At 43.2% G+C, this 23,862-nt stretch carries 19 protein-coding genes; 4 read left to right on the top strand and 15 right to left on the bottom strand.

Annotated features, from left to right (window positions below; genetic code table 11):
• Positions 1-26 precede the first annotated feature (26 nt).
• Positions 27-1,328: an NCS2 family permease gene (locus ACRD7A_RS17175; RefSeq protein WP_430812578.1), complete on the top strand. Its 1,302-nt coding sequence runs from the start codon at positions 27-29 to the stop codon at positions 1,326-1,328.
• Positions 1,329-1,653: 325 nt separating this feature from the next.
• On the opposite strand, the gene ACRD7A_RS17170 is transcribed toward ACRD7A_RS17175, so the two are convergent.
• From ACRD7A_RS17170 to ACRD7A_RS17155, 4 genes are all read right to left on the bottom strand, one after another.
• Positions 1,654-3,042 (bottom strand): MFS transporter, encoded by a 1,389-nt coding sequence (locus ACRD7A_RS17170; protein WP_430812577.1) that lies wholly within the window; start codon positions 3,040-3,042, stop codon positions 1,654-1,656.
• Between the two features lie 62 nt (positions 3,043-3,104).
• A complete protein-coding gene (locus tag ACRD7A_RS17165) occupies positions 3,105-4,571 on the bottom strand; it encodes an aminoacyl-histidine dipeptidase (RefSeq protein WP_430812576.1) in 1,467 nt (488 codons plus the stop codon).
• Between the two features lie 27 nt (positions 4,572-4,598).
• Complete coding sequence (locus ACRD7A_RS17160; protein WP_430812575.1) at positions 4,599-5,705, bottom strand: DUF4831 family protein; 1,107 nt, start codon at positions 5,703-5,705, stop codon at positions 4,599-4,601.
• A gap of 168 nt (positions 5,706-5,873) precedes the next feature.
• Positions 5,874-7,385 (bottom strand): NAD(P)H-hydrate dehydratase, encoded by a 1,512-nt coding sequence (locus tag ACRD7A_RS17155; protein ID WP_430812574.1) that lies wholly within the window; start codon positions 7,383-7,385, stop codon positions 5,874-5,876.
• A 358-nt stretch (positions 7,386-7,743) separates the two neighbouring features.
• Here ACRD7A_RS17155 and ACRD7A_RS17150 point away from each other — a divergent pair, with 358 nt between their 5' ends.
• The gene (locus ACRD7A_RS17150; RefSeq protein WP_430812573.1) at positions 7,744-9,288 is read left to right on the top strand and encodes a peptide MFS transporter; all 1,545 of its coding nucleotides are present in this window, start codon (positions 7,744-7,746) and stop codon (positions 9,286-9,288) included.
• Positions 9,289-9,331: 43 nt separating this feature from the next.
• Here the strand turns inward: ACRD7A_RS17150 and ACRD7A_RS17145 are convergent, their stop codons facing one another.
• The 10 genes from ACRD7A_RS17145 to ACRD7A_RS17100 form a co-directional block, all read right to left on the bottom strand.
• Positions 9,332-10,144, bottom strand: coding sequence for a universal stress protein (locus ACRD7A_RS17145; protein ID WP_430812572.1), 813 nt, complete (start codon positions 10,142-10,144; stop codon positions 9,332-9,334).
• A 297-nt stretch (positions 10,145-10,441) separates the two neighbouring features.
• Positions 10,442-10,801, bottom strand: a complete 360-nt coding sequence (locus ACRD7A_RS17140) for a hypothetical protein (RefSeq protein WP_430812571.1) — start codon at positions 10,799-10,801, stop codon at positions 10,442-10,444.
• A 121-nt stretch (positions 10,802-10,922) separates the two neighbouring features.
• Positions 10,923-11,381 (bottom strand): hypothetical protein, encoded by a 459-nt coding sequence (locus ACRD7A_RS17135; protein ID WP_430812570.1) that lies wholly within the window; start codon positions 11,379-11,381, stop codon positions 10,923-10,925.
• Between the two features lie 21 nt (positions 11,382-11,402).
• Entirely contained in the window at positions 11,403-13,223 is a 1,821-nt protein-coding gene (locus ACRD7A_RS17130) for a V-type ATP synthase subunit I (protein WP_430812569.1), read from the bottom strand.
• Positions 13,220-13,828 (bottom strand): V-type ATP synthase subunit D, encoded by a 609-nt coding sequence (locus ACRD7A_RS17125; protein ID WP_430812568.1) that lies wholly within the window; start codon positions 13,826-13,828, stop codon positions 13,220-13,222. Before ACRD7A_RS17125 ends, ACRD7A_RS17130 begins: the two co-directional genes overlap by 4 nt.
• Positions 13,828-14,331: a DUF2764 family protein gene (locus ACRD7A_RS17120; protein ID WP_430812567.1), complete on the bottom strand. Its 504-nt coding sequence runs from the start codon at positions 14,329-14,331 to the stop codon at positions 13,828-13,830. Before ACRD7A_RS17120 ends, ACRD7A_RS17125 begins: the two co-directional genes overlap by 1 nt.
• 1 nt (position 14,332) lies before the next feature.
• On the bottom strand, positions 14,333-14,938 hold the full coding sequence (locus tag ACRD7A_RS17115; RefSeq protein ID WP_430812566.1) for a hypothetical protein: 606 nt from the start codon (positions 14,936-14,938) through the stop codon (positions 14,333-14,335).
• Between the two features lie 31 nt (positions 14,939-14,969).
• Complete coding sequence (locus ACRD7A_RS17110) at positions 14,970-16,280, bottom strand: V-type ATP synthase subunit B (RefSeq protein WP_430812565.1); 1,311 nt, start codon at positions 16,278-16,280, stop codon at positions 14,970-14,972.
• Positions 16,277-18,052, bottom strand: coding sequence for a V-type ATP synthase subunit A (locus ACRD7A_RS17105; protein ID WP_430812564.1), 1,776 nt, complete (start codon positions 18,050-18,052; stop codon positions 16,277-16,279). The genes ACRD7A_RS17110 and ACRD7A_RS17105 overlap by 4 nt, the downstream gene beginning before the upstream one ends.
• 539 nt (positions 18,053-18,591) lie before the next feature.
• Positions 18,592-19,869 (bottom strand): cystathionine gamma-synthase family protein, encoded by a 1,278-nt coding sequence (locus ACRD7A_RS17100; RefSeq protein ID WP_430812563.1) that lies wholly within the window; start codon positions 19,867-19,869, stop codon positions 18,592-18,594.
• A 124-nt stretch (positions 19,870-19,993) separates the two neighbouring features.
• Here ACRD7A_RS17100 and ACRD7A_RS17095 point away from each other — a divergent pair, with 124 nt between their 5' ends.
• Together ACRD7A_RS17095 and ACRD7A_RS17090 are read left to right on the top strand one after the other, a co-directional pair.
• On the top strand, positions 19,994-20,485 hold the full coding sequence (locus ACRD7A_RS17095; RefSeq protein ID WP_430812562.1) for an Lrp/AsnC family transcriptional regulator: 492 nt from the start codon (positions 19,994-19,996) through the stop codon (positions 20,483-20,485).
• A 149-nt stretch (positions 20,486-20,634) separates the two neighbouring features.
• The gene (locus tag ACRD7A_RS17090; RefSeq protein WP_430812561.1) at positions 20,635-21,270 is read left to right on the top strand and encodes an NAD(P)H-dependent oxidoreductase; all 636 of its coding nucleotides are present in this window, start codon (positions 20,635-20,637) and stop codon (positions 21,268-21,270) included.
• A gap of 41 nt (positions 21,271-21,311) precedes the next feature.
• Here ACRD7A_RS17090 and ACRD7A_RS17085 read toward each other — a convergent pair whose 3' ends face one another.
• Positions 21,312-23,618 carry a GH92 family glycosyl hydrolase gene (locus ACRD7A_RS17085; protein WP_430812560.1) on the bottom strand — a complete coding sequence of 769 codons (2,307 nt, stop codon included), beginning with the start codon at positions 23,616-23,618 and terminating at the stop codon, positions 21,312-21,314.
• Positions 23,619-23,862 lie beyond the last annotated feature (244 nt).

Below are 23,862 nucleotides of genomic sequence, written 5' to 3'. Positions count from 1 at the left end.
TGAAATGACATTTAAATAGTTTTATCATGTTAGAAAAGTTTTTTCAATTACAAAAGAATAATACCACTGTCAAAACCGAGATTGTAGCGGGTATCACTACATTTATGACAATGGCATACATCCTGGCGGTTAACCCCGATATCCTTTCGGCTACCGGCATGGATAAAGGCGCGCTTTTTACGGCTACTGCCGTATCGGCTGCAGTGGGAACACTGGTAATGGCGCTATGGGCAAAGCTACCCTTTGCGCTGGCTCCCGGTATGGGACTAAACGCTTTTTTCGCCTTTGGCGTGTGCATCGGTATGGGCATGTCATGGCAATTTGCCTTAACGGCGGTATTTCTGGAAGGTATCATCTTTATCTTGATGACGGTTTTCAATATCCGCGAGTTAATCATCAATGCCATTCCCGGGAGTATTAAAAATGCCATTTCGGTTGGTATCGGTCTCTTCATTGCTTTTATCGGCATGAAGAACGCTGGCATCATCGTATCACACGAAGCCACTTACGTGCATTTGGGCGATATGAAAAGTGCAGCCGTATTATTGGCACTTGGCGGGATTGTAATTACCGGTGTACTGCTGGCGCTAAAAGTAAAAGGCGCTCTGCTTATTGGTATGGTTCTAACTACGCTGGTGGGTATTCCGCTGCAGGTAACACAGATGCCGCACTTTGATTTCTCAGTACCTTCTATTTCATCCATTGCCTGGCAATTCGAGTGGGAGTGGGTTAAATCGGCAGAAGGTATCTTCACCATGATAACCGTACTTTTCACTTTCCTTTTTGTGGATATGTTTGACACAGTAGGCACATTAATTGGTGTTTCTACTAAAGCGAAGATGATAGGCGAAGACGGTCGCATCCCCAATGTGAAGCAGGCACTGATGGCCGATTCTCTGGGTACTACTGTAGGTGCTGCACTGGGTACTTCAACGGTTACTACTTATGTGGAGTCGGCATCAGGGGTAGCCGAGGGAGGACGCACAGGATTAACCGCCTTAACAACTGCGGTACTCTTCATCCTGGCCTTGTTTTTATCACCCTTATTCCTAATGATTCCTGCTGCCGCTACCGCACCGGCGTTAGTATTGGTAGGAGTAATGATGATGACGCCTATTCAAAATCTGGATCTGGATGATTTTACCGAATCAATTCCTGCCTTCTTCACGCTTATTATGATGCCCCTCACCTTCTCCATTGCCGAAGGTATTGTGTTTGGTATCTTATCATATGTACTGCTGAAATTACTTACCGGTAGACTCAAGGAGGTATCCATTGTTTGCTACGTGCTCGCAGTGTTGTTTATTATGAAGTTTATTTTCATGTAAATCTTCAACAAGAGATAAATTAAAGAGAGGCCTTTCAAACGATTGGCCTCTTTTTTTATCATCTTCATAGTTTCTGAAGCTTTAAAAATTTAGTAATGATCCTTGTATTAATCCATCTTTTCCGAGGCGATAATCATGTTTCCAGCTACTTAAGAAACCGATTCCTTGTTTCCAAAGGATCAACAAAACAATACCATCTGACGTAAAAAAAACAGCCACCCGCAGGATGACTGTTCGTTATACATTTGTATGCGATAGCACTCATTACACATTTAGTGTATCATGTTGATAATCCATATGAATAACTACCTGACAATAAATTTACCTAATCAGTAATGTTAGGTCGTTCAAGGCCGTAGCCTTTTAATTTATCCTCACGCTTAATAAGTAAAGCCACCAGCAAAGCCACAAACGTTAATGAGACAAAAATAAGCCATGTGCTTGCATAATTATAAACCACATCCTGGCCGCCTGCCTTAGCTTCGGCCACACCCGGGTTTGTTTTATCAAGCACAATACCCACTAACAAAGGAATGCCCCACAAACCAAAATTCTGAATCCAGAATATTAAAGCATAAGCACTACCCAATTGCTTTTCAGGAATTATTTTAGGCACGGAAGGCCACATGGCCGATGGCACAAGCGAAAAGGCGATTCCCAAAATTAGAACATTGAAAAAAGCGATAACTACATTGCTTAAAAACGGCAGATAAAAAATGGTGTGCACCACAATCAACAGCAATGAACCTAAAATCATCAAGGTAGCACCCTTACCCTTCTTATCATAGATACTCCCGAAGAAGGGTGTTAAAAACATAGTTCCGAAAGGTACCAAACTAGGCAAAAGACCGGCCCACTTTTCAGATACACCAAATTTATTAACCATTAAGTCTGGTCCATATTTATAAAATGGGAAAACAGCAGAATAAAACAAAACACACAAAAGCGCGATCAACCAAAATCCCTTATTGCCCAAAATAACACTCAGGTCGCTGATTTTAAATTTATCCTCTTCACTCATCAAATCCTCGGTTTCGCCAAGTTGGTTATCCAGCTTTTTATCCATATAGTTATAGTAGAAAAAGCCAATTAAGCCAATAACCAGGAAAACAACTACCATTAAAACCGTAAAAGGCACACCGTAGGAGTCGGCAAGTAAGGCGCCAAAAGCCAGAGGAGCGAAAGAACCGATACGCGCAATTGCTACCTGCATGCCCATGGCAAGTGCCATTTCTTTCCCTTTAAACCATTTTACCACTGCCTTTGACACGGTAATACCGGCATACTCAACACCCACACCAAAAATAGCAAAGCCTAAGCCCGCAAAGAACACCTGCTCCTTAATGTTCCATAACCAAAGTACGTTAATCTCTTCGGTAGTACTAAAGCCGCCTTTAAAAGCAAACCATTTAATAAAACCCCCAATGATCATTAAGGCACCCGAAGCAATGGTGCTAAACCGAATACCAAACTTATCAAGCAGTATCCCTACAAATACCAACATCAGCAGGAATACATTAAAAAGGCCATAGGCACTTGTTACAACACCGAAATCGGCACTTTTCCAACCATAGGTTCTTTCAAGAATGGGTTTCATCGGAGATATAACCTCCGTAAACATGTAACCTGCAAACATTGTAAAAGATAATATTACAAGTGCGGTCCATCTCGCGCTCTTTGAATCCCGAAGAACGCGCTTCATTTGCTCTGTCATTTACTTTGTGTTTAATATTAAAAAAAATAGCCACAAAAGAATTGCAGCTATTCATATATCTATCAATTATTTTTAACAGGAATATTCCTTAGCGTCTCAACCAGATAATCCCAGAATTTCTGAACCGTTTCAATATTCACCTTCTCATCGGGCGAGTGTGGGAAACGGATGGTAGGCCCAAAGGAAATCATATCCCAATTCGGATAAGCACTACCCAAAATACCACATTCCAAACCGGCATGAATGGCCTTAATCTGGGGTATCTTTCCCCATTTCTTATTATAAACATCCTGCATGGTCTTCAGGATAGGCGACTCCATATTAGGCTTCCAGCCCGGATACTGACCCCCAAAATTCACTTCGGCACCAGCCAGACGGAAAACACTTTCCATCTTCGACTCCAATGCTTCAATAGCCGTATTAACCGAGCTGCGCATTAAACACTTAACTTCGATAATGCCATTGCCCGACTTAACAATGGCAAGGTTGGTCGATGTCTCCACCAGGCCTTCCATGTCGGTACTCATACGCATTACACCGTTGGGCGCAGCGATCACTCCATTAATAAGGTCGTCCTGAGTCACTTCGTCAATCAAGCTGCTTGGCAAATCCACCTTCTCGGCAGTAAATGACAGGTCGGGTTCCACGCTTCCGAACTCGGCTTTGTATATGTCTTCATACTCTTCCAAACTATCAATAAAATCATCGGCATTGGCTTGAGGAACCGTTACCACAGCGAAAGCTTCGCGCGGGATGGCGTTGCGCAGACTGCCCCCATCGATGGATGCCAGGCGTGCCTCATCGTTGGCCACTGCAAATTTCAGGAAGCGAAACATCAGTTTATTGGCATTACCCCGCCCCAGTACAATGTCCATGCCGGAGTGTCCACCCTTGAGGCCAATGAGCGACAGCTTGAAGGCCACCGAATCGGCAGGCACTTCTGCATCGGTGTAAGTAAACTTAATATTCGCATCGGAACCACCGGCACAACCTACATAAAGCTCACCTTCGTCTTCAGAATCCATGTTCAACAAAATATCACCTTTGAGAATGCCTGGCTTAAGACCATTGGCACCGGTCATTCCAGCCTCCTCATCCATCGTGATTAAGGCCTCTACCGGACCATGCTCCAGGTCGGTGGCTTGCAGCACTGCCATGGCAGCAGCAACCCCAATACCATTATCAGCACCCAAGGTGGTTCCATTGGCAGTTACCCAGCCCTCTTCAATATAAGTCTCAATAGGATCCGTCTCAAAGTTATGCTCTTTATCGCTGTTTTTTTGTGGTACCATATCAATATGGCTCTGCAAAACAACACCCATGCGATCTTCGTAACCCGGGGTGGCCGGCTTGCGGATGATGATGTTACCCACCTCATCACGAATGGTTTCTAAACCAAGTGATTTACCAAATTCCTCCATAAAATCGATGGCCTTGCCTTCTTTTTTTGATGGTCGGGGAATTTGAGTTAATTTATAAAAGCTCTCCCACAGTCCCTGCGGTGATAGCTTCGCTATTTCGTTATTCATAACTTAATATTTATAGTGAGGAATTCTTTAGTTTTTGGTTTTATCAATGCCTTGCAGAGCACCAGTAGCCGGATGAAGACGGATTGACACATTGTTCTGTTGCAGCACTTCCGCCGGCATGGACAACAGCTGTCCGTACTGTGCCAAATAAACTGTCTTTTCCTTAATCAGCTTATTTTTATCGATGATTTTAACCGTGGCTTTTCCGGGCTTGCAATAAAACAGACCGGGCTGTGGCGTATTTTTAACATCCGCAGCAGGGGCAGCAGGCAATGACGCAGTCTCTTCGGCTTCCAGTTCAAAATATACAGGTGCACCACTCACATCCATCTTATCTACAACTCCACTCACCGCTGAGAAACGAAATAACACATCGTTATTGGCACTCAATTGATCAGGCACAACATCAAAAGTGTATGTATTTGTAAAACGTTCGGTCTTACCAGTGAACAGCTCAAGGTGATCACGCTCCAATTGGTTTAACTCACGTACCATTACTTCATAGGATTGACCATCGGGAGGCAACTGCTCATAATCGCTGGCCAGTATTTTAAAACGACGCTTGCGTATTTTGTAGATATAATTGGCTGTTTCTTCTGCCATGGCCGCTGTGGATGTTTTGGTCAGCTGCTTCTCAATCATGGCCACAGCATTGAAATTAACATCCTCGAGTACCGGTAGTTGCTCAGCAGTAAAATCACGCAGGTAGTCCTGATCCATCACCATATCACTGTTTACACCGTAAAGAATACCGGATGGCGTAAGATTTAGAAAAGGTGCCACATTATCGCCGGCGTAAGAAATGGCAAATTGTTTTGTTTCATCAGGAACACCATAGGTTTCAATATTCACTGATTTGATCTTCCACGATACTTTATCTTCGGTCACCACATCACTAATATTCAGCATCTTTTGTGAATATCGGTAGAATGGCCCCACGCGACTGATCACCTTCTCTACCTCCACGTTAACACGGATAGCGGTGGTTGGCAAACTGTATAACAAAACATTATTGGTAGCATTGCTCAGATTGGCCACCTTTTGCACATGTACTTTTGAAGGAATACTTTGTTCGACTGCACATGAGGAAAGAGCAGTAACAACTCCAAGTGATAAAAGTAATTTCTTCATCATCCAATATTTTTTTCTGATTTACACGAACTTTTACCAAGTAGCAAGGCTCCACAAGCTGAAAAGTCCGACATATTTATCGCCTTTTTTTTCACACAAGACGAGGGACACCAAAGGTAAACGAAAAAAATTAAAAGCCAAGATGGTAATTGTCAGCTTGGAGCTTGTCACCTACTCATTTTTAAGATGCTTATAGGCGCTGCCGATGTTTGAAATAATATCGCTGGCAACAATGGCTTCCTCTGCCGATTGACCTAATAGAAGATCAGCAGCCAACCCATGAAGATAAACACCCAGTCTTGCCGCCTCTAAAGGCAGATAACCCTGTGCTAACAAAGCAAGCAGCATACCTGTAAGAACATCGCCACTCCCAGCCGTAGCCATCCCATAGTTACCACTTGCATTAAAATAACAATGCCCATCGGCAGCAATAACAGCAGTATAGGCACCCTTCAGCACCAATATCACGCTTTTTTCTTTTGCCAGTCTTACCGCTTTTTGCAACCTGTCGTAGGCATTGGTGCTTTTACCCGCCAGGCGATCGAACTCACCAGGGTGAGGTGTTAGAATGGCATTATCCGGTACCGACTCCCAAAGATAGGGATGAGCAGCCAGCATATTCAGGGCATCAGCATCGAGTACAATGGGTTTACCCTGAAGCCTTTGCAGTAGAGCACGCAGCGCACCAAATGTATTGGGCTTAGTGCCAATGCCCGGACCAATAGCCAAGGCGGCGTAAGCATCTAATTGTGGAAACTCGGAGAGCAATATATCGGAGCGATCGATACTGGCCATTGCCTCGGGCACCGCGGTTTGAATAATGGGATATCCCAGGCGCGGCACATGGGTTGTCAGCAGCCCAACGCCGGCCTTCAAACAGGCTTTGGATGCCAGCACCGCGGCTCCCATCTTACCGTAGTTACCAGCTAACAACAGGGCATGTCCAAAACATCCCTTGTGTGAGAAGCGACTGTGTTTCTTTAGTAAGATCTTCACATCGTGCGATTCACTTAATGAAAAACCCGTGACACTCTGCTGAATAATGTGTGGATGAAGCCCAATATCCACCACCTGCCATTGCCCGACATACGCTTCATTTTCGGGCAAGAGAAAGGCCAGCTTGGGAAACTGAAAACTAATGGTAAGATCTGCTTTCACAATCCCCTCCATATCATTGGTGGGATTATCCTCGCCAAACAAACCCGAGGGCACATCGATGCTCACCACCGCATTATCAGCTGTATTGATATATTGCACCAGCTGCTTATACAAACCTTTCAAGGGGCGGTTAAGGCCCGAGCCAAATAAACCATCCACCACAATATCCTGCGAATCTATCCGATCAAACTGATCCACTGAGATCAACACTTGCACATCATCTTGTATTTTTCGCAGGCGCTTCAGATTAAGCGCTGCCTCATCACCCAGCATTACTGAATCGCTCATAAGAAATACCTGCACCCGACGACCATCAAGCAGCAAAAGACGGGCTACCACGAGGGCATCGCCACCATTATTGCCCGGGCCTACCAAAACACTTACGTCGCCATGAGGATATATAGCCACAAAACGACGATAAAAAGCCTGGGCAGCACGTTCCATCAGGTCAATGGCAGCAATGGGTTCATGCGCTATGGTATATCGATCGATATTGGCAATTTGCGAAACAGGAAATATCTTCATCTTATCCTAGCATTTAAGGTTGTACTAACACCGAATCATCAAGCCGAAACACAGCCCAAAGGATTTTACAGAAGTAAGCACCCTAAATTATGAGCTCATTAGGAAGCTATCTATAACCGGCATAAGCAAATGTAAAAAGTTTTTGATTGAGATAACAGTTTTTAAAGCCGATAAGCGCTTATAATGGTTTGAAGTGTTTGTTCAATTATTTTTGAATATTTAAACACTTTACTTTTCTAACAATCACCCAATTACACGACAACTATCACAGAGCATGACTCTTACGATTTGTAAGTGCTTCAAAAAAATATATATTTGTTTCGCTTTGATTTAACAACTAATTATAAATTAAATAGATATGTTTAAAGGACATCCTAAAGGATTAATTTCAGCCTCCTTGTCCAATATGGGCGAGCGGTTTGGTTTTTATACCATGATGGCAATTTTGGTGCTGTTTTTACAGGCCAAATATAACATGACAGGAACAGATGCAGGAATTATATATTCTGTATTTTATTTTTTGCTTTATATACTTGCCTTAGTGGGAGGTATTATTGCGGATAAAACAGGAAACTATAAAGGCACCATCACATCGGGTTTGGTTATGAAAGTAGTTGGAGCGGTATTTATTGCTTATCCAACAGTAACCCCCGTTGCTAATGTAACAGTATCCTTGGGGATAATATGTTTCGGATTATTTCTTTATGCGTTTGGTACCGGATTATTTAAAGGTAACTTACAGGCATTGGTTGGACAAATGTATGACCACCCCGACTATAAAAAAATGAGAGACTCAGGTTTCGTACTTTTTTATGCCTTTATTAATGTAGGTGCCATTTTTGCCCCCCTTGCTGCTATTGGTGTACGCAACTGGTGGCTAAGCAAAAATAATTTCTTATATAACAGTAGTTTGCCTGAGTATTGCCATAGCTATCTAGAGGGTACTATCAATTCAGAATCTATTGTTCGATTTCAGGAATTTGCCGATGCAGCCAGTGGAACTGTCGTTAACGATTTAGCTGCTTTCTCCACCAAATATTTAAATGTCTTTACAACTGGTTTTCACTATGCCTTTGGTATTGCTGCTTTAGCAATGGTTACTTCGCTGGTTATATTTTTAATAAACAAAAGAACCTACCCGGATCCCAAGAGTGCTAATTCATCTGCAAACGAATTTACAAAAGAGGAAGTAAAAATGGAAGCAGCAGAAATTAGACAGAGAATGTATGCCTTATTTGCTGTGTTTGGCGTTGTTATTTTCTTCTGGTTTTCTTTCCATCAAAATGGATTGACTTTGACCTACTTTGCACGCGACTATACCGACTTAAGCGTAATTTCTTTTAAGATATTAGGCATTTCGTTCGAAGGAGCAGAGATCTTTCAGGTGATGAACCCATTTTTCGTTGTGTTTTTATCTCCAATTGTTGTGGGTCTGTTTGGTTGGTTAAGAGCCAAAGGTTTGGAGCCGTCAACACCTAAAAAGATTGCGATTGGTATGGCCATATCAGCTTTAGGCTTTGTAGTAATGATGATAGGATCATTCGGATTGCCATTATTTGAAACTATTAGTCCAAGCGAAGGCGGTATTGCACTAGGTAATACTGAGCGAGTGACGCCCATGTTATTAATCGGCACCTATTTTATCCTGACAATCGCAGAACTATTTATTAGTCCAATGGGTATTTCTTTTGTATCAAAAGTTGCACCACCACACCTGCAAGGTTTAATGCAAGGCGGATGGCTTGGTGCTACAGCCTTAGGAAATGGTTTATTATTTATTGGTGCTATTTTCTATGAAAGCATTCCACTTTGGGCCACTTGGTCAATTTTTGTAGTGGTATGCGTTATTTCTATGCTTACAATGTTATTTATGCTAAAATGGTTAGAACGAGTTTCAAAGTAACTTGAGAAACCAAATAAAAAAAAAGCGGCTCAGGCCGCTTTTTTTATTTCGCATCGTGTAAAATAAGCATGGGATGCTCAGGATGTAAAACCATTTTACGGGTCACACTGGGTCGGAACAGGCGCTCGAAGAACGACTCGTTATGGCGCACCAGGGTAACCATATCAGCATCTTTTTCCTCCATAAATTTTAAGATACCGTTACACACATCCTCACCTTCAATAAAGTTAAAGGACAGGTCAATGTCATCGAAATGGGCTGCGATTTTACTCTCTGCCTCCAAGCGATTCACATAGTCCTCCTCCATCACATTCACAAACATCAGCTCTGCCTTAAAATACTTGGCTAAATCACGCAGAGGCTCCACCACTTCATCCACTTTAAAGTCCCGAAGGTCGGTTGCAAAGACAATCTTATCCGGCTTTTTAAATTTGGCATATTTGGGTACTACCAAAATGGCTGAATTAATGTTCTTCACCACTTCGTAGGCATTGCTACCCAGCAGAAAATTCTCCAATGCTGTTTCACCCCGACAACCAATGACTATCAGCTCCGGCTTAAAATCCAGAATTTCGCTCTGCACAACATCAAGCAAAGAACCAAAGCGCGAGGCTAGTTCAACACGTGCATCGGGAAAACGACGGTGCAAAAGTGACAATTCATTCTTGAGGCCTCTGAGACTCTCTTCAGCCAATTCATCTTTCACTTGCATAATATAGGGGCTGCCGCTAAACTCAAGATCATAAGCATTCAGCAGGTCGAAATACACCTTTTCGTTTTCAAACATTTTAAGGGCGTACATGGCGGCATTCCTGGCAGTGTCAGAGAAATCGGTTAACAATAATATCCGTTTCATCTCTCTTTTTTTAGGAATTTAGCTTTTTCTTGCAGCACCGGCAGAGGTTGCCGTAGGTAGAGTCATTAACGAACCTTTTCGGAAAAGCAACTCGTGGTTTTGCATCAGAAATACACAACCACAAAGAGCGACCAACTCTATGTTATTATACGAAAATTTTAGGAATAATGTTTGATTTTTAATCTATGATAATATGTTGCTTGTCAATTAAAATAAAGCACTAGTCAATTAAACGAAACCCTTTTTAGCCCTAAGGGAGGATTTATAAAAAGTATCAAAAAGCTTACAGCGTAGACGCTACATCGGATCGCTACCAACGCGACGCAAAAGAAAGCGTCCTTCTAAATTCTGATCATCCACACTATGGCCTTCTATACGGTTAGGATTGGATAACTCGGCAATGCGATCATCAAGGCAATAAATAATATCTTCGGCGGACTCCAGAATTTCATAACGCTGCCCCTGCAACATAAGTCGGTCATCCACCACATCGCCCATCACATCAATTTCAATCAAAAAAGAGCCTTCACCATAAATATACTCACGATAAATAAGGGTTCCAGTCACCTTCTGCTTCACCTGCTTAAGGAGTGCATAGCCCATATCAAAACCTGCTTCAAATTGCTCAAAAAAATGCCAATGACCGGTTAAATTCATATAACAGTTACTACGTTAGAAGGCAGTAGGCAGGCGTGACTGACTAAAAACCTTATTTATAAAAAAAGAGCTGGCAAAGATAGCCAACTCTTATAATATTTTACTACTTGTAAATATACCCTTATGCAGCAGGGATAGCTCCCATACCAAATACCATGGCCAACAGGGCAACGGTTTCGATAACACCCATGGCAGCAATGTACATACCTGCACCCTGCTTGTCGTCTACGGCTAAGTTAGAACAAGCGGCAGCACCGGCACGTCCCTGCATAATGGCCGAGGCAGCAATGGCAATACCCACAAACAGGGCAAAAACCATCTGGTTGGTATAGCTGTCAGGATTTAGGTTAGCACCAATTAAAGCGTTCATGAAAATCATACCATAAATCACCTGAGAAAGGGGCATACCCACCATGGCCAGTGCTAGTGCTGGCAACTTCTTCTTATCCTTAATCGACTGCTTCCAAAGACCCATGGCACCCATGGCGGCAATTCCTGTTCCTATTGCTGAACCTACTCCTGCGATTCCTAAAGCGATGGCGTGGCCACCAAATCCATTTACTGCTGTTAATAAAGTCATTGTATGTAAATTTATTAGATTTTACTTATTTTTTAATTTAAAAGGGTTGTATTCGCTTCCCGAAAATTCTACACTTGCATGGCCTGCATACTCCAACATATTCAGTCGTACACCATGCACCAATACGGCCATGGCTGCCAAAGTCATATTTAAGGCATGCCCCAACACCAGAATGATAACGGCTCCAATGCCCGATGCCAAAGTGGTTATGCCCTCGCCAATGGCCATATCATTAAAGCTAGTAGCCATTAATACCGTTGATAAACCCACGGCATACAGGCGAATGTAGGAAATAACGTCGGAGAAACCGTTAATAACATTCAACGGCAGGTTACCCAGTGATGATAGCATTCCTTTGAACAAGGGTTGTCCCGGAGTTGAAAACAAGGCCACCAACACGGCACCTCCGATAAACATCCAAGGCATGAATACGGGTCCTTCTATTCCTAACACCATTTGATTCACCAGGAAGTAAAGTCCCCACACGATAGATACCCAACCCAGCTGAGCCACGGGTATAACACTGTTCATATATTTCCAACCTTTTTGCAGATGACCAATGCTTAAATGCACTGCTCCAATCAGGAACATAAACTGTTGAATCTTCAGGTTATCGCCACCAAAACTCGCTAGCTGTTGCACCTGCAGTTGCTTTAAAAACGGAATATTGGCAATGGCTTCAACACCAAAATAGGTACCGGTAAGCACACCCCAGGTCATAATAGAGGCTGACAAGGTATACATCAAACCAAACTCAATCTGCTTGGTAAATCCTTGTTTCCAATGAACAAGCAGGGTAAGGGCAAAGAAGATAAGACCATAGCCTGCATCACCAACAAGAATACCGGTAAAAAAGGTAAAGAATATCAAAAATACTTTCGATACATCAATCTCGTCGTAGCCCGGCACCAGTCCCATAAAGTTCATCACCGGCTTTATCTTGTGGGTCCATCCCGGATTTTCCAGTAAAGTAGGCACCTGCTCATATTCATCGGGTCGAGGATCTTTCACCATATAACCCCAACCGTTTTCTTCGGCAGCATCGGTTATATGACTCACCTGATCTTCGGGCACAAAACCTTCCCAGCAGCGTAACTTACCATAAAAAGAAACGCCTCCGTACTGCACCAAACGCACTTTCAAGCGACGCTTTCTTTCAACCAGAGCTTCCTTCAACAGTTCCTTTTGTGCACTCAGTTGCCCTAGGAATTGCTTACCTTTGCTTAGCTCAGCTTCCTTTTCAGACAAAGTCTGCTCAACTTGCTTGAGCGATCGCTTGGGAAATTCCACCGGATGATAATTCAGGGTAGCATCCTTATCTTCAGAGATAAGCACTACCTGATTAACTCCATTAGACCGTCCCGCAATAAGCACATTTTCATTAGTACGGATATTTTTCAAATCCTTATCGGCCACTTCATAAAGACGTACAAATACCCCTTTATCATGAAGCGCCCTTACATCATCAATTGCCACCAATCCCCACGCTTCAAACCACTGCTTCTCGTTAGTCAGCTCGTCTATTTGCAGCTTCAGTTCAGCATTGTGTACATTGGTATCCAATATCTTTTCCAGAAAGGCAATTTCACCCCTTTCCTCACCGGCATAGTCACTCACCCGAGCCTGTGCATCAGCCCCCTGACCTTCATGCGCCTCCAATATGTCAATGGCACGCTCCATCTGCTCAATGCGCTCCTGCACACGATCAATGGAATCGTCTTTAGCCGGCTGAAAAGGTGAAATATGCATCAATCCCAATTGTCCGAGCACGGTTAAATCCTCATCCATATCGTTGACAGGATTCGTCATGAAAAGCAATAGCTTTTTCATTTTCTTAATCATACCATCACTCCTTCCTTTTGACTGGTTTTAACAACTTTAGCCGTAGCAATGGTCAAGCGCTCATCATCCTGCAGCTTCTGACCGATTTTGCGTATCGCCGTTTTTGCATTGGGGATACGTCGGTTTTCAAACAGCTTGATACGAGCGCGCACATCCAGCAATTCCTCTTCGAGCAAAAGTATCTGCTCCTGAAGACAATCAATTTCTGCCATCAGCTGCAATTGCTCCTTCATCAAATCAATGGCCTCATCCACCCACAACGGCGTATCGTACTGCACTGGCTCTACATTAAAATCAACACTATCGTACTGATTAACCCGCACACCGGCCACATCAACGTGCTTGGTAATGACTTTATTAACCGATATAAACGACTTAATATCTACCTTTGAATCGCTCATAACAGCCACCCACGGTCGAGCTGCCTGATTGTTCTGTTCGATAACCTGCCGGATCTCCTCAATACGTTCAGCAATAGTGTTAATTGTTGACATAAGAGATTTCTCCATGGCCTCGAACAAAGGCAACATACGCATTGACACCTTCAGAATTTTCTTCTGACGAGCACGCTCTGTCTTTGTATATTTTATTTTTACTCCTGCCATTACTCCTCCTTCTTTTTAGGCGGGTTAACAACCGATGCCAATACCTGCGAACCCTTTTCTGCATCGAATGAGTTCATACGGTTTAAAATTTGCAAACGCAATTTATAAACCATCACATCCGTTAAGGTGAACATTTCGCCAGCTTGTATGGTATCCAGTTCTTCCCATTGCCATCGCATAATCAGCTTTTCGCGCTCCAATGGATTGGCAGTGATGACCGTTCGGGGCAGATGCGCCAAACCCGGCGTGCGCTTGTGCACGCGGGCAGTCCTAATCTCCGAGATATCTTCCTGCATCTTGTTAATCAGTCTGCTAAAGCGCTGCAAAGCATGCTTACCACCCGCATCGGGCATCTGGTAGGCATCTACCGCTTCCAATTTTTTGAAGTGCCTGGCCGATAATTGATTCTTGGCATCGTGGGTGAACTCATCCATGGTAATGGGTGGTACCTGTCCAAAACTCAACGACGGCAAGCTACTCATTAAATAAACCAAGTTCGACATATTAGTCCTCCTGGCTTTTGGTTATACGCGCAACCAAATCCTTATTTAACAACGTAAACATGGCCTGTTGTATATCCTCATCGCTCAATACAAACTGCACGCCTTTATTTGCTTTTGACTGCACTACAATTTTAGCATCACTGTTGGTCAGCGGCTTCAACTCCACCTCGGCCTTCAAGCCTTCACTTACAATGAAGGCCTCCATAGCTTTAAGGGTATCCGCCGACACCGAGACCACCTTTTCACCTTTTATGGAAGCAACCACCGCTTTGGTTAACTCCTGTAAATACTGCTCCTGAGAGAATAAACTACCGGTAAGTCCACCAAAAATAGACTCCATATATTTCAGAACAGCCACCTTGGTAGCTTCAATCATATCACGGGCGGCCTGCTTAATGGCAGTCTGTGCATTTTCTTCGGCCTGCTTGGCTTTAGCATTGGCAGCATTTACAACGGAAAGCTTCTGCGCCTCAGCATCAGCGATAATTTGCTCTGCCTGTTTCTTAGCCTCCTCAATAATGCGCTGCTTTTCAGCCTCGCCTGCATCAATGCCCTGCGCTTTCAGCTTCGAAACTATCTTTTCAAGATTTTCTTTATTATCGTGCATTTCTTTCATTTTTAAAATAATAAATAACCGATTAGTTCTTATCCCAATACTCTTCAATCAGTTTTTTACTGAGACCCGTTTCGGTTGGATCAAAGTGGCGCTTAAGGATGGACCAACACCTATCCAAGGCAGCTTCTAACTCAATTGGCTCACCAAAAGGCTCTTCAATATTGTCGATAAAATCGGTACGGTAACGCAATAGTTTCTGCGAGTAAGGGTCATTGGCAGCTCCTACCTCAGAAGCCTCGTAGGCTTTCTCCGCATCTGCTAACAAGGAGGCCATCGCCGTCATAATAGCACGGTGATCATTACGGGTTTTACCATTCACCCCTTGCTTCAAGCGTGATAGTGAACGAGCCAATTTCAGCTTACCATTTTCGAGGAAAAACTGACCTTCGGTAATATAACCGGTGTTATCGGGCACTGGATCTTCCAATGACTCCAGCGTGGTAGCACCAATAATGGTGATAGAGCCTGCCCCTTCAATATCGGCAGCCACCTCGTAACGCTTCGCCAACTCGGAGTACAAAGAACCCGGATAACCTTGCAGCGAAGGAATCATATCCTGATAGTTGGCCACATTACGCAGGATGTTCGACCAGTTTGTCATATCGGTAAGCAGTACCAACACATCTTTTCCCTGATCGCCAAACTCACGGGCCACACTCAGTGCCACATCCGGCAGCATCAGTCCCTTAATCTGTGAGTCACCGGCCAGGTGCGTAAACATAATGGTTTTATCGATGTTACCCGACTGCGATAATTGCTCTTTAAAATACTGATACTCGTCAAACTTAAGACCTATACCGGCAAAGATAATCACATCAGCCTGGGCACCCTGAGCAATCTGAGACAACAAGCGGTTGTAGGGTTCAGTAGGACCAGCAAAAATTGGAATTTTCTGCGATTTCACCAGGGTATTAAACACATCAATCATAGGAATACCGGTCCACAACGCCTGCTTAGGTACGTTACGCACGGTAGGATTAAGCGTGTCTAAACGTGTTGACAATTGTTTTTCAAAAATGACTTCAGGGCCACCATCGGCCACTTCGCCCGATCCATCGAAGCTACGACCCAGCATCTTATTGGAAAAACCCGCTGTGAGTGGTAGCTCATGCATCCGTATTTTAGTACGTGTACTTAATCCGGTAGTACCGTTAAACACCTGAAAACGTGTTGAGTCTTCGGTAATATTAATGGCTTTGGCAAAGGACAGGCTCTGTCCTGAGTCGGCCTCCAGTAGCTCCACCACATGATTAAGTGCAACGCCCGGATTGCCTTCTACAGAGATGAGGGCCTTACCTACTTCGCTTATTTTATTTATTTCTTTCCTGATCATACGGCGTATTCCTCCTGTAAAATAAATTTATCAACTGCATTGGGTAGCTTGGCTAATTCTTCGTCGGTTTTAGCCGCATAGTTCCAATCTTTCCACCACTGACGCAATTCATCAAACTTGTGTTTAATCATCTCTTTCAGTTGCTCATCATCCATATCATTGGCCTCAAAAGCAATATCGCTGTCGATCAGGTTCTGAACGGCTTGATTGATGACGGCCAAACGCTCTGGACGTGTACAGGCATCCACCTTATCGAAGGCGTCCTGCTGCATCACACAGAAATCAATGGTCAGCCCTTTCTGAAACTGCACATAATTAGCTACCGGTACTTTCTTTAGTCCGATAGTACTAATCGTTTGATCAATATCGTTGGCATCATTAAGTGTCTGAATCATCTTCTGACGATCTTTCCACGACACAAAACCATCATACACAGAAGTAGTATATACCAAAGGATCGATGGCCGGATATTTTTTCGCATCGGCACGATCCTGTGACAAGCCCCAGAAACCCCCCGTGGCATCCATCGTAGCCTGAGTTACCGGCTCCTGGAAGTTACCACCTGCTGGCGATACAGTTCCAATAAAGGTTAATGACCCTCCAGTTCCTAAATCATCACCGGCACGTTGGTACATCCCTTTGATCTGATCGGGTATATCCATTGGAAAAGCTTCCGGTCCGGGAATATCTCCCTGACGACCGCTACGCTCGCGTAAGGCCTGTGCCCAACGTGATGTTGAATCGGCCAGCATCACTACTTTTTTACCCTGATAGCGATAATATTCACCTACTGTTAAGGCAATAAATACAGATGCTTCACGCGCTGCTACCGGCATAGAACTGGTATTACCGAAAATACACATGCGGTTCATGAGTGACTCACCCGTTGTGGGGTCTTCCAGCTCGGCAAATTCTTTAAATACCTCTACCGCCTCGCCAGCACGCTCACCACAGGCAGCCATAATAATAATATCGGCCACGGCATATTTACACAGCGAGTGCTGCAATACTGTTTTACCTGCACCAAAAGGTCCGGGGTTACCCACGGTACCACCGTATCCTACCGGCGCCAACAGGTCAATTACACGTGTACCCGTAGAAATAGGTTTTGTGGGTATGGCACGTTCTTTAAACGGAATCGGTGATTTTACCGGTTGACGGAAGGCCAACTTAAGTTCATGCTTATTACCCAACTCGTCAATCACCACTGCCACCTGCTGTGTGATGTTCACTGTACTTTTCTCAATAATGCTTTCTACCTTGCAAGGACCAAAGCTAAAGGGCACCAAAATTTTGTGATCAACCTTACCCTCAGGTACCGATCCAATCACATCACCGCCAGTCAGCGCATCGCCCACCTTAACGCTAGGTGTAAAGTCCCATAAGGCCTCCTCATCCAAAGATGGCGCCTGCATACCGGGTTTCAGATAAGCATCTTCTTCGCTTAGTTTATACAAGGGATTTTGAAGTCCGTCCCAAACACTGGTTAACAAACCAGGTCCGAGCAACACCGATAATGGTGTGCCTTTAAACACCACTTCATCACCAATTTTAGCACCGGTCAGATCTTCAAAAACCTGCATTTCCACAATACCGGCCTCGGCATTCTTCGGATCAGGTTGTATCTGCAAAACTTCTGCCTGAAGAAACTTCCCATCAACAGCAATCTCGGCAGTTTCCCCCATTACCACATCATCGAAGAAACGGGCCTTCACCAACGAATCCTGGATGGAAATAAGGCTTCCTGTCCTCTTTTTATTGATATCGTTCATAATTTATATTTTAAAGCCAGCTAAAATTATTTTAGCTGACTCCCCATTACAGAATAATAATACACAATAGACAAATAAGTGCACCATTGTGTTGAATTGTTACGCGAAAAGGCGTATTTGTGTTACTATGCAACAAAAGCAAGTCTCTTAATAAAGCTTAAAAGGCAGCCATTTTACAAGTCTACACTGCATATCTCACGGACAAAAAGCTAAGAGATTACACATTCACAATATTTTAGAAAATCAAATATAGTTTTTTTTACCTTTTCTCCTTCATCTGTTTAGAAAGAATATAAGCAAGGGAAGCGGCTGTTTAGGTTAAACCATAACGAATGTAGATAATTAATAAATCAAATAGAAGCATAATTGCTCGAACACTAATAATTTTGGCATAAAATAACATTTAACGCTAACGAATTTGAATATTAATAATAGCACAGTTAAAGAGCTTTATATCTTTTAGGTGTTCAAAAAAAGCCGTCCCACCACAGGACGGCTTAGCAAAACATTAACCATAAAAACCAAATTCAAACCACTTGTTAGCAAATGGTTGAATTACTCGCTTTCTTAACCACTTCGAAAGCGTTTGCTATCTGTTCTATCAGATCCTGCGGATCTTCTAGCCCTATACTTAATCTAATCAAAGACGGTGAAATACCGAGTTTCAGCCGATCTTCGGGCGACACATCCACGTGTGTCATCGTTGCCGGATGCTGCGCCAGGCTCTCTGTAGAACCCAGACTAACAGCTAATTTAAATAATTTTAAGTTATTTAAAAACAAGAATGCTTCTTTTTCGCCCCCCACAATATCAAAAGCAATCATGGAGCCGGCAGACAAACACTGACGACCAAAAATCGCTTTTAAGCCAGGTTCATCATCCAGCATACCCAGGTAATGCATTTTTGCCACCATGGGGTGATTCTTCAGATAATCTGCTATAATAGCTGCACTGCGGCTCTGCTCTTCCATGCGTACCTTAATGGTCTCCAAACTGCGCTGTAGCAGCCAGCATGAATTGGGATCTAGCTGACTTCCAAAGAAAGTACGCATTCCTTTAATTGGGCTAATATAGGCTGCCGGTCCAGTAACGGCACCCGCTATTACATCACTATGACCACCAATAAACTTAGTGGCGGAATAAATAACAATGTCAGCACCAAATTGCAAGGGATGTTGAAAAACAGGCCCAAGAAAGGTGTTATCCACTGCGAAAAGGCATTTTTTGTCTGCATTGCTGAAGTACTTTGCCACACGCGATACCATTTCAATATCAATAATTGAGTTGGTAGGGTTGCCCGGTGTCTCCACATAAACCATGGCAGGCTTACGTCCCGGATAGGACCTTTCAACACGCTCGATGATCACATCTTCTTCTTCGCCCTTCACAAAGCTGATCACATCAATATTAAATGCTGGCAATACATGGTTGAAAAAATGATCGGTACCCCCATACACAGGCCCGGAATACAACAGCAAATCACCGGGCTTAACAAAGGTAAACACAGTGGTAGAGATGGCTGCCATACCACTGGAGAAGAAGGCTCCTGCTTCGGTATTGTCCCACAGCGCAAGGCGCTTCTCTAGAATATTCATATTTGGATGATCAAGACGAGAATAAATCATGCCCATTTCCTCACCTTCCTCTTTATCGCGTAAGCCATAGGCCAGCTCAAAGAATGCTTTACCCTCTTCTGCCGAGTTAAAACAGTAAGTAGAAGTCTGATAAATTGGGCTCTTGACGGCCCCCTGATGAGCGTGCGCATCGTAACCATGCGACATCATCAGGCTTTGTGGTTTCATCTGCTTCTTCATCATCGAAATATTTTTTAACAAATTTAGCAGAAAGCAGTTTATTTAACCACATACAAAACGTATATTAGTCGTATATTCCACATACAGATATAATAATAGTTTTTTATTACTTTACATTCAGCTAAATATGTCACAATCAGAAAAATATTCTCCCATCAACCTGGACGCCACCGACAAGAAGCTACTAGGACTATTGCAGCAAAATGCAAAGATGACAACCAAGCAACTGGCACATCACTTAAATTTATCAACCACACCCGTATTTGAGCGTATCAAACGACTGGAGCGAACCGGTGTAATAGAAAAGTACGTTGCCATTATTAACCGTGAAAAAATTGGCAAGGAGTTGATTGCCTTCTGCCACGTTTCACTCAAACAGCATTCCCACGAAGTGATCGGGCAATTTGAAGCAGCCATTGCAAAGTTGCCCGAGGTAATAGAATGCCATCATATAGCCGGCATGTTCGACTATACACTAAAAGTCATCACCAAAAACATGGAAACTTACCACAACTTTATCTACAATAAACTAGCAGTGGTAGATCATGTGGGCAATGTGCAAAGCTATTTTGTAATGCGTGAAATTAAAACAGGCACAGCGCTGCATCTGGATACTTAAATACCTGCATGTATTAATTCATAAAAACGCATTAATAGTCATCAGAAACAAAAGTAGGCTTTTGGTGTTTCTTCATATAAGAAATGCATTTGAGCAATTGAACTAATAACATCAATACGCTTGAATGATTGTTAAAACGAAACACATTGATGCAAATGAATATAATTGATACACTCAACTGGCGCTATGCCACCAAGCACTTCGATACCAATAAAAAATTATCGGAAGAACAGCTTAACTTCATTCTGGAAGCCACCAATTTAGCTCCATCATCTTATGGTCTTCAACCCTTTTCTCTGGTCGTGATTGAGAGTGATGAACTTCGACAAAAACTAAAAAAAGCAGCCTGGGAACAACCACAAATTACGGATGCCTCGCACTTGATACTTTTTACTGTTAATACCAATCTATCGGTCGAAGAGGTAGATCGATTTATTGATCGGATTGCAAAGGTACGTCAGGTGCCTGTGGAAGCTCTGGGTGAATATGAAGCGATGATGAAAGGAAGCATCAAGCGCATGAGTCCTGAGGAAGCCGGCTTATGGGCGGCCAAGCAAGCCTATATTGCTTTGGGACAACTGATGGTGGCCTGTGCCAGCGAAGGCATTGATACCTGCCCCATGGAAGGCTTCGATAAACAAGCCTTTGATGAGCTGCTGGATCTACCTTCGAAAGGATTACGCTCAGTAGTATTAGCAGCTGTTGGTTTTCGCTCAGTGGATGATAAATATCAACACCTGCCCAAAGTGCGCAAGTCGTTAGATGAATTGGTAATTAAATTATAATATGAAATGGGGCTGATCAGACGATCAACCCCATTTATATTTTACTCTTCCGTACTCATGGATGGCGGATAACTGCTTGGTGATACGCCTCTTTTTTTATTCGGCTGAGAACCCATTTCAAAGGTCCACGTTCCACCTTCTAGCAATTCATGATGGCCAATGTAGTTTTTATCCCAAGAGGTATTATTTACCTTAAGGCTCTGAACATACACATTTTCTTTGCCATTATTATTACTGTTAATTACCAGCTCCTTACCATTGGGCAGGCTAAGTGTTACCTTATCAAATACAGGACTTCCGAATACATACATATCCTGTCCCGGGCATACCGGATAAAAGCCCATGGCACTAAATACGTACCAGGCTGATGTCTGACCATTATCTTCATCACCGCAATAACCATCAGGATGCGGGGTATAAAGCTTATCCATTACCTGACGCACACGATACTGCGTTTTCCATGGCTGCCCTGCATAGTTATATAAATAGGTCATGTGCTGTATTGGCTGATTACCATGGGCATATTGTCCCATATTCATAATCTGCATCTCCCGTATCTCGTGAATTGGAAAGCCATAGTATGAATCATCAAACACTGGTGGCAATTCAAACACTTTATCCAACTGTTGAATAAAACCATCGTTACCACCCATGAGTTGTTTCAGCCCTTCAATATCATGAAAAACCGACCAGGTATAATGCCAGCTATTGCCTTCGGTAAAGGCACCACCCCACTTAAACTCACTGAAAGGCTCCTGAAAACTGCCATCGGCATTTTTACCGCGCATCAACTTATTATCAGGGCAAAACAAATTTCTGTAGTTTTGTGCGCGTTTAGCAAATAAATCAATTTCCTTCTGGGGTTTACCCAGTGCTTTAGCCAACTTATAAATATTATAATCGGCAAAAGCATATTCAAGGGTACGTGCAGCATTTTCATGAATACCCACGTCATAAGGAACATAACCCAACTCATTGTAGTAGCTTGCACCGTAACGCCCTACAGAAGTAACCTCCTCCATATACCCCTCGGTATTTTTAAGGATGGCTTTGTACAAGGTCTCAATATCATAATCACGCATTCCTTTTAAGTAGGCATCTGCAATATTTACCGCCGAGTTAGAGCCAATCATACAGCCCCTATGCCCCGGGCTGGCCCATTCAGGCAACCAACCACTTTCCTTATACGTGTTAACCAGCCCTTCCATAATATGGTTATTGAGCTCGGGATACATTACGGTAAAGAAAGGAAAAACAGCTCTAAAAGTGTCCCAAAATCCGTTATCTGTGAACATATATCCTGGTAATACCTCGCCATTATACGGACTGTAATGCACGACTTTGTTATCGCTATCGAATTCATAAAACTTCCGTGGGAAAAGCAGTACACGATACAAGGTGGAGTAAAATATACGCTGCTGATCGATGGTTCCACCTTCCACGCGAATTTTATCTAACTCCGTTCGCCATGCAGTATAAGCTTTATCGCGCGTTGTTTCAAAATCGTCATCTCCAATTTCACGATTCAGATTAAGTTGTGCCTGATCAGGGCTTATGAATGATGAAGCTACCTTAGCATGTACTTGCTCTCCTTTAGATGTTTTAAAACGAAGCACAGCACCCACATGATAACCCTCTGCCTCATTGGCATCTGTTAGCGTCTCTTTATTCCATGTCTGAACAGCCTCAAAGGGCTTATCAAATTCAATCACAAAATAATTGTGGAAGTTATCGGGTACACCTCCGGAATTATTTCGACAATACCCTATGACTTTCTGCTCATCAGGAAATACTTTTACGTAAGATCCCTGATGGAATCCATCCACAAGCACATAGCTTTCATCATTCTCAGGAAATGTAAAACGAAACTGTGCAGCGCGCTCAGTAGGGCTTACCTCTACATTAACGTCATAATCAGCTAAATAAACCTGATAATAATGTGGCTTAACAGTTTCTGCCTTGTGAGAAAACCAACTCTGCCTTTCCTCTTCTTTGAACTTAAGTTCACCAGTCAAAGCCATCAGACTAAAAGCAGCATAGTCATTAATCCAGGGACTGGGCTGATGCGTTTGCTTAATCCCCCTTATTTTATGGGCATCGTACTGATAACCCCATCCATCGCCCATTTTATTGGTTTGCGGCGTCCAGAAATTCATCCCCCAGGGCGTTGCAATAGCCGGGTAGGTATTACCATTAGACAGGGCAAATTCCGAGTCCGTACCCATCAAGGGATTGACATAGTCAAGCGGATCCATGACTTTTGGAGAGCTAGTGTGCGCTGTGCAGCACGCAGACAACCCTAGTGCCATTGCGACACCCATAACAATAAATCCTATTCGTATTTTCATAATCGTAGTATATTTTGGTGCCAAAATACGAAGCTTTAAGCACTTAAGCACACATTGACTATAAAAGCGAACAAATCATTACCGACTAAACACATTTATCCACCTCCTACACATTATGGAAAAACCCAGTTTCTAACGCACCCCTCGCACGTGAATGCAAAACATATTAAACGCAAAAAACCTCTTACTCATTTCTGAATAAGAGGTTTCTCTAAAAAAAGGCGGCGACCTACTCTCCCACTTC

It is taken from the genome of Carboxylicivirga longa (genome assembly GCF_050589825.1).
GTDB classification, from domain to species: domain Bacteria; phylum Bacteroidota; class Bacteroidia; order Bacteroidales; family Marinilabiliaceae; genus Carboxylicivirga; species Carboxylicivirga longa.
The sequence above is the reverse complement of the archived record's forward strand: the minus strand, read 5'-3'. Positions and strand labels throughout refer to the sequence as shown.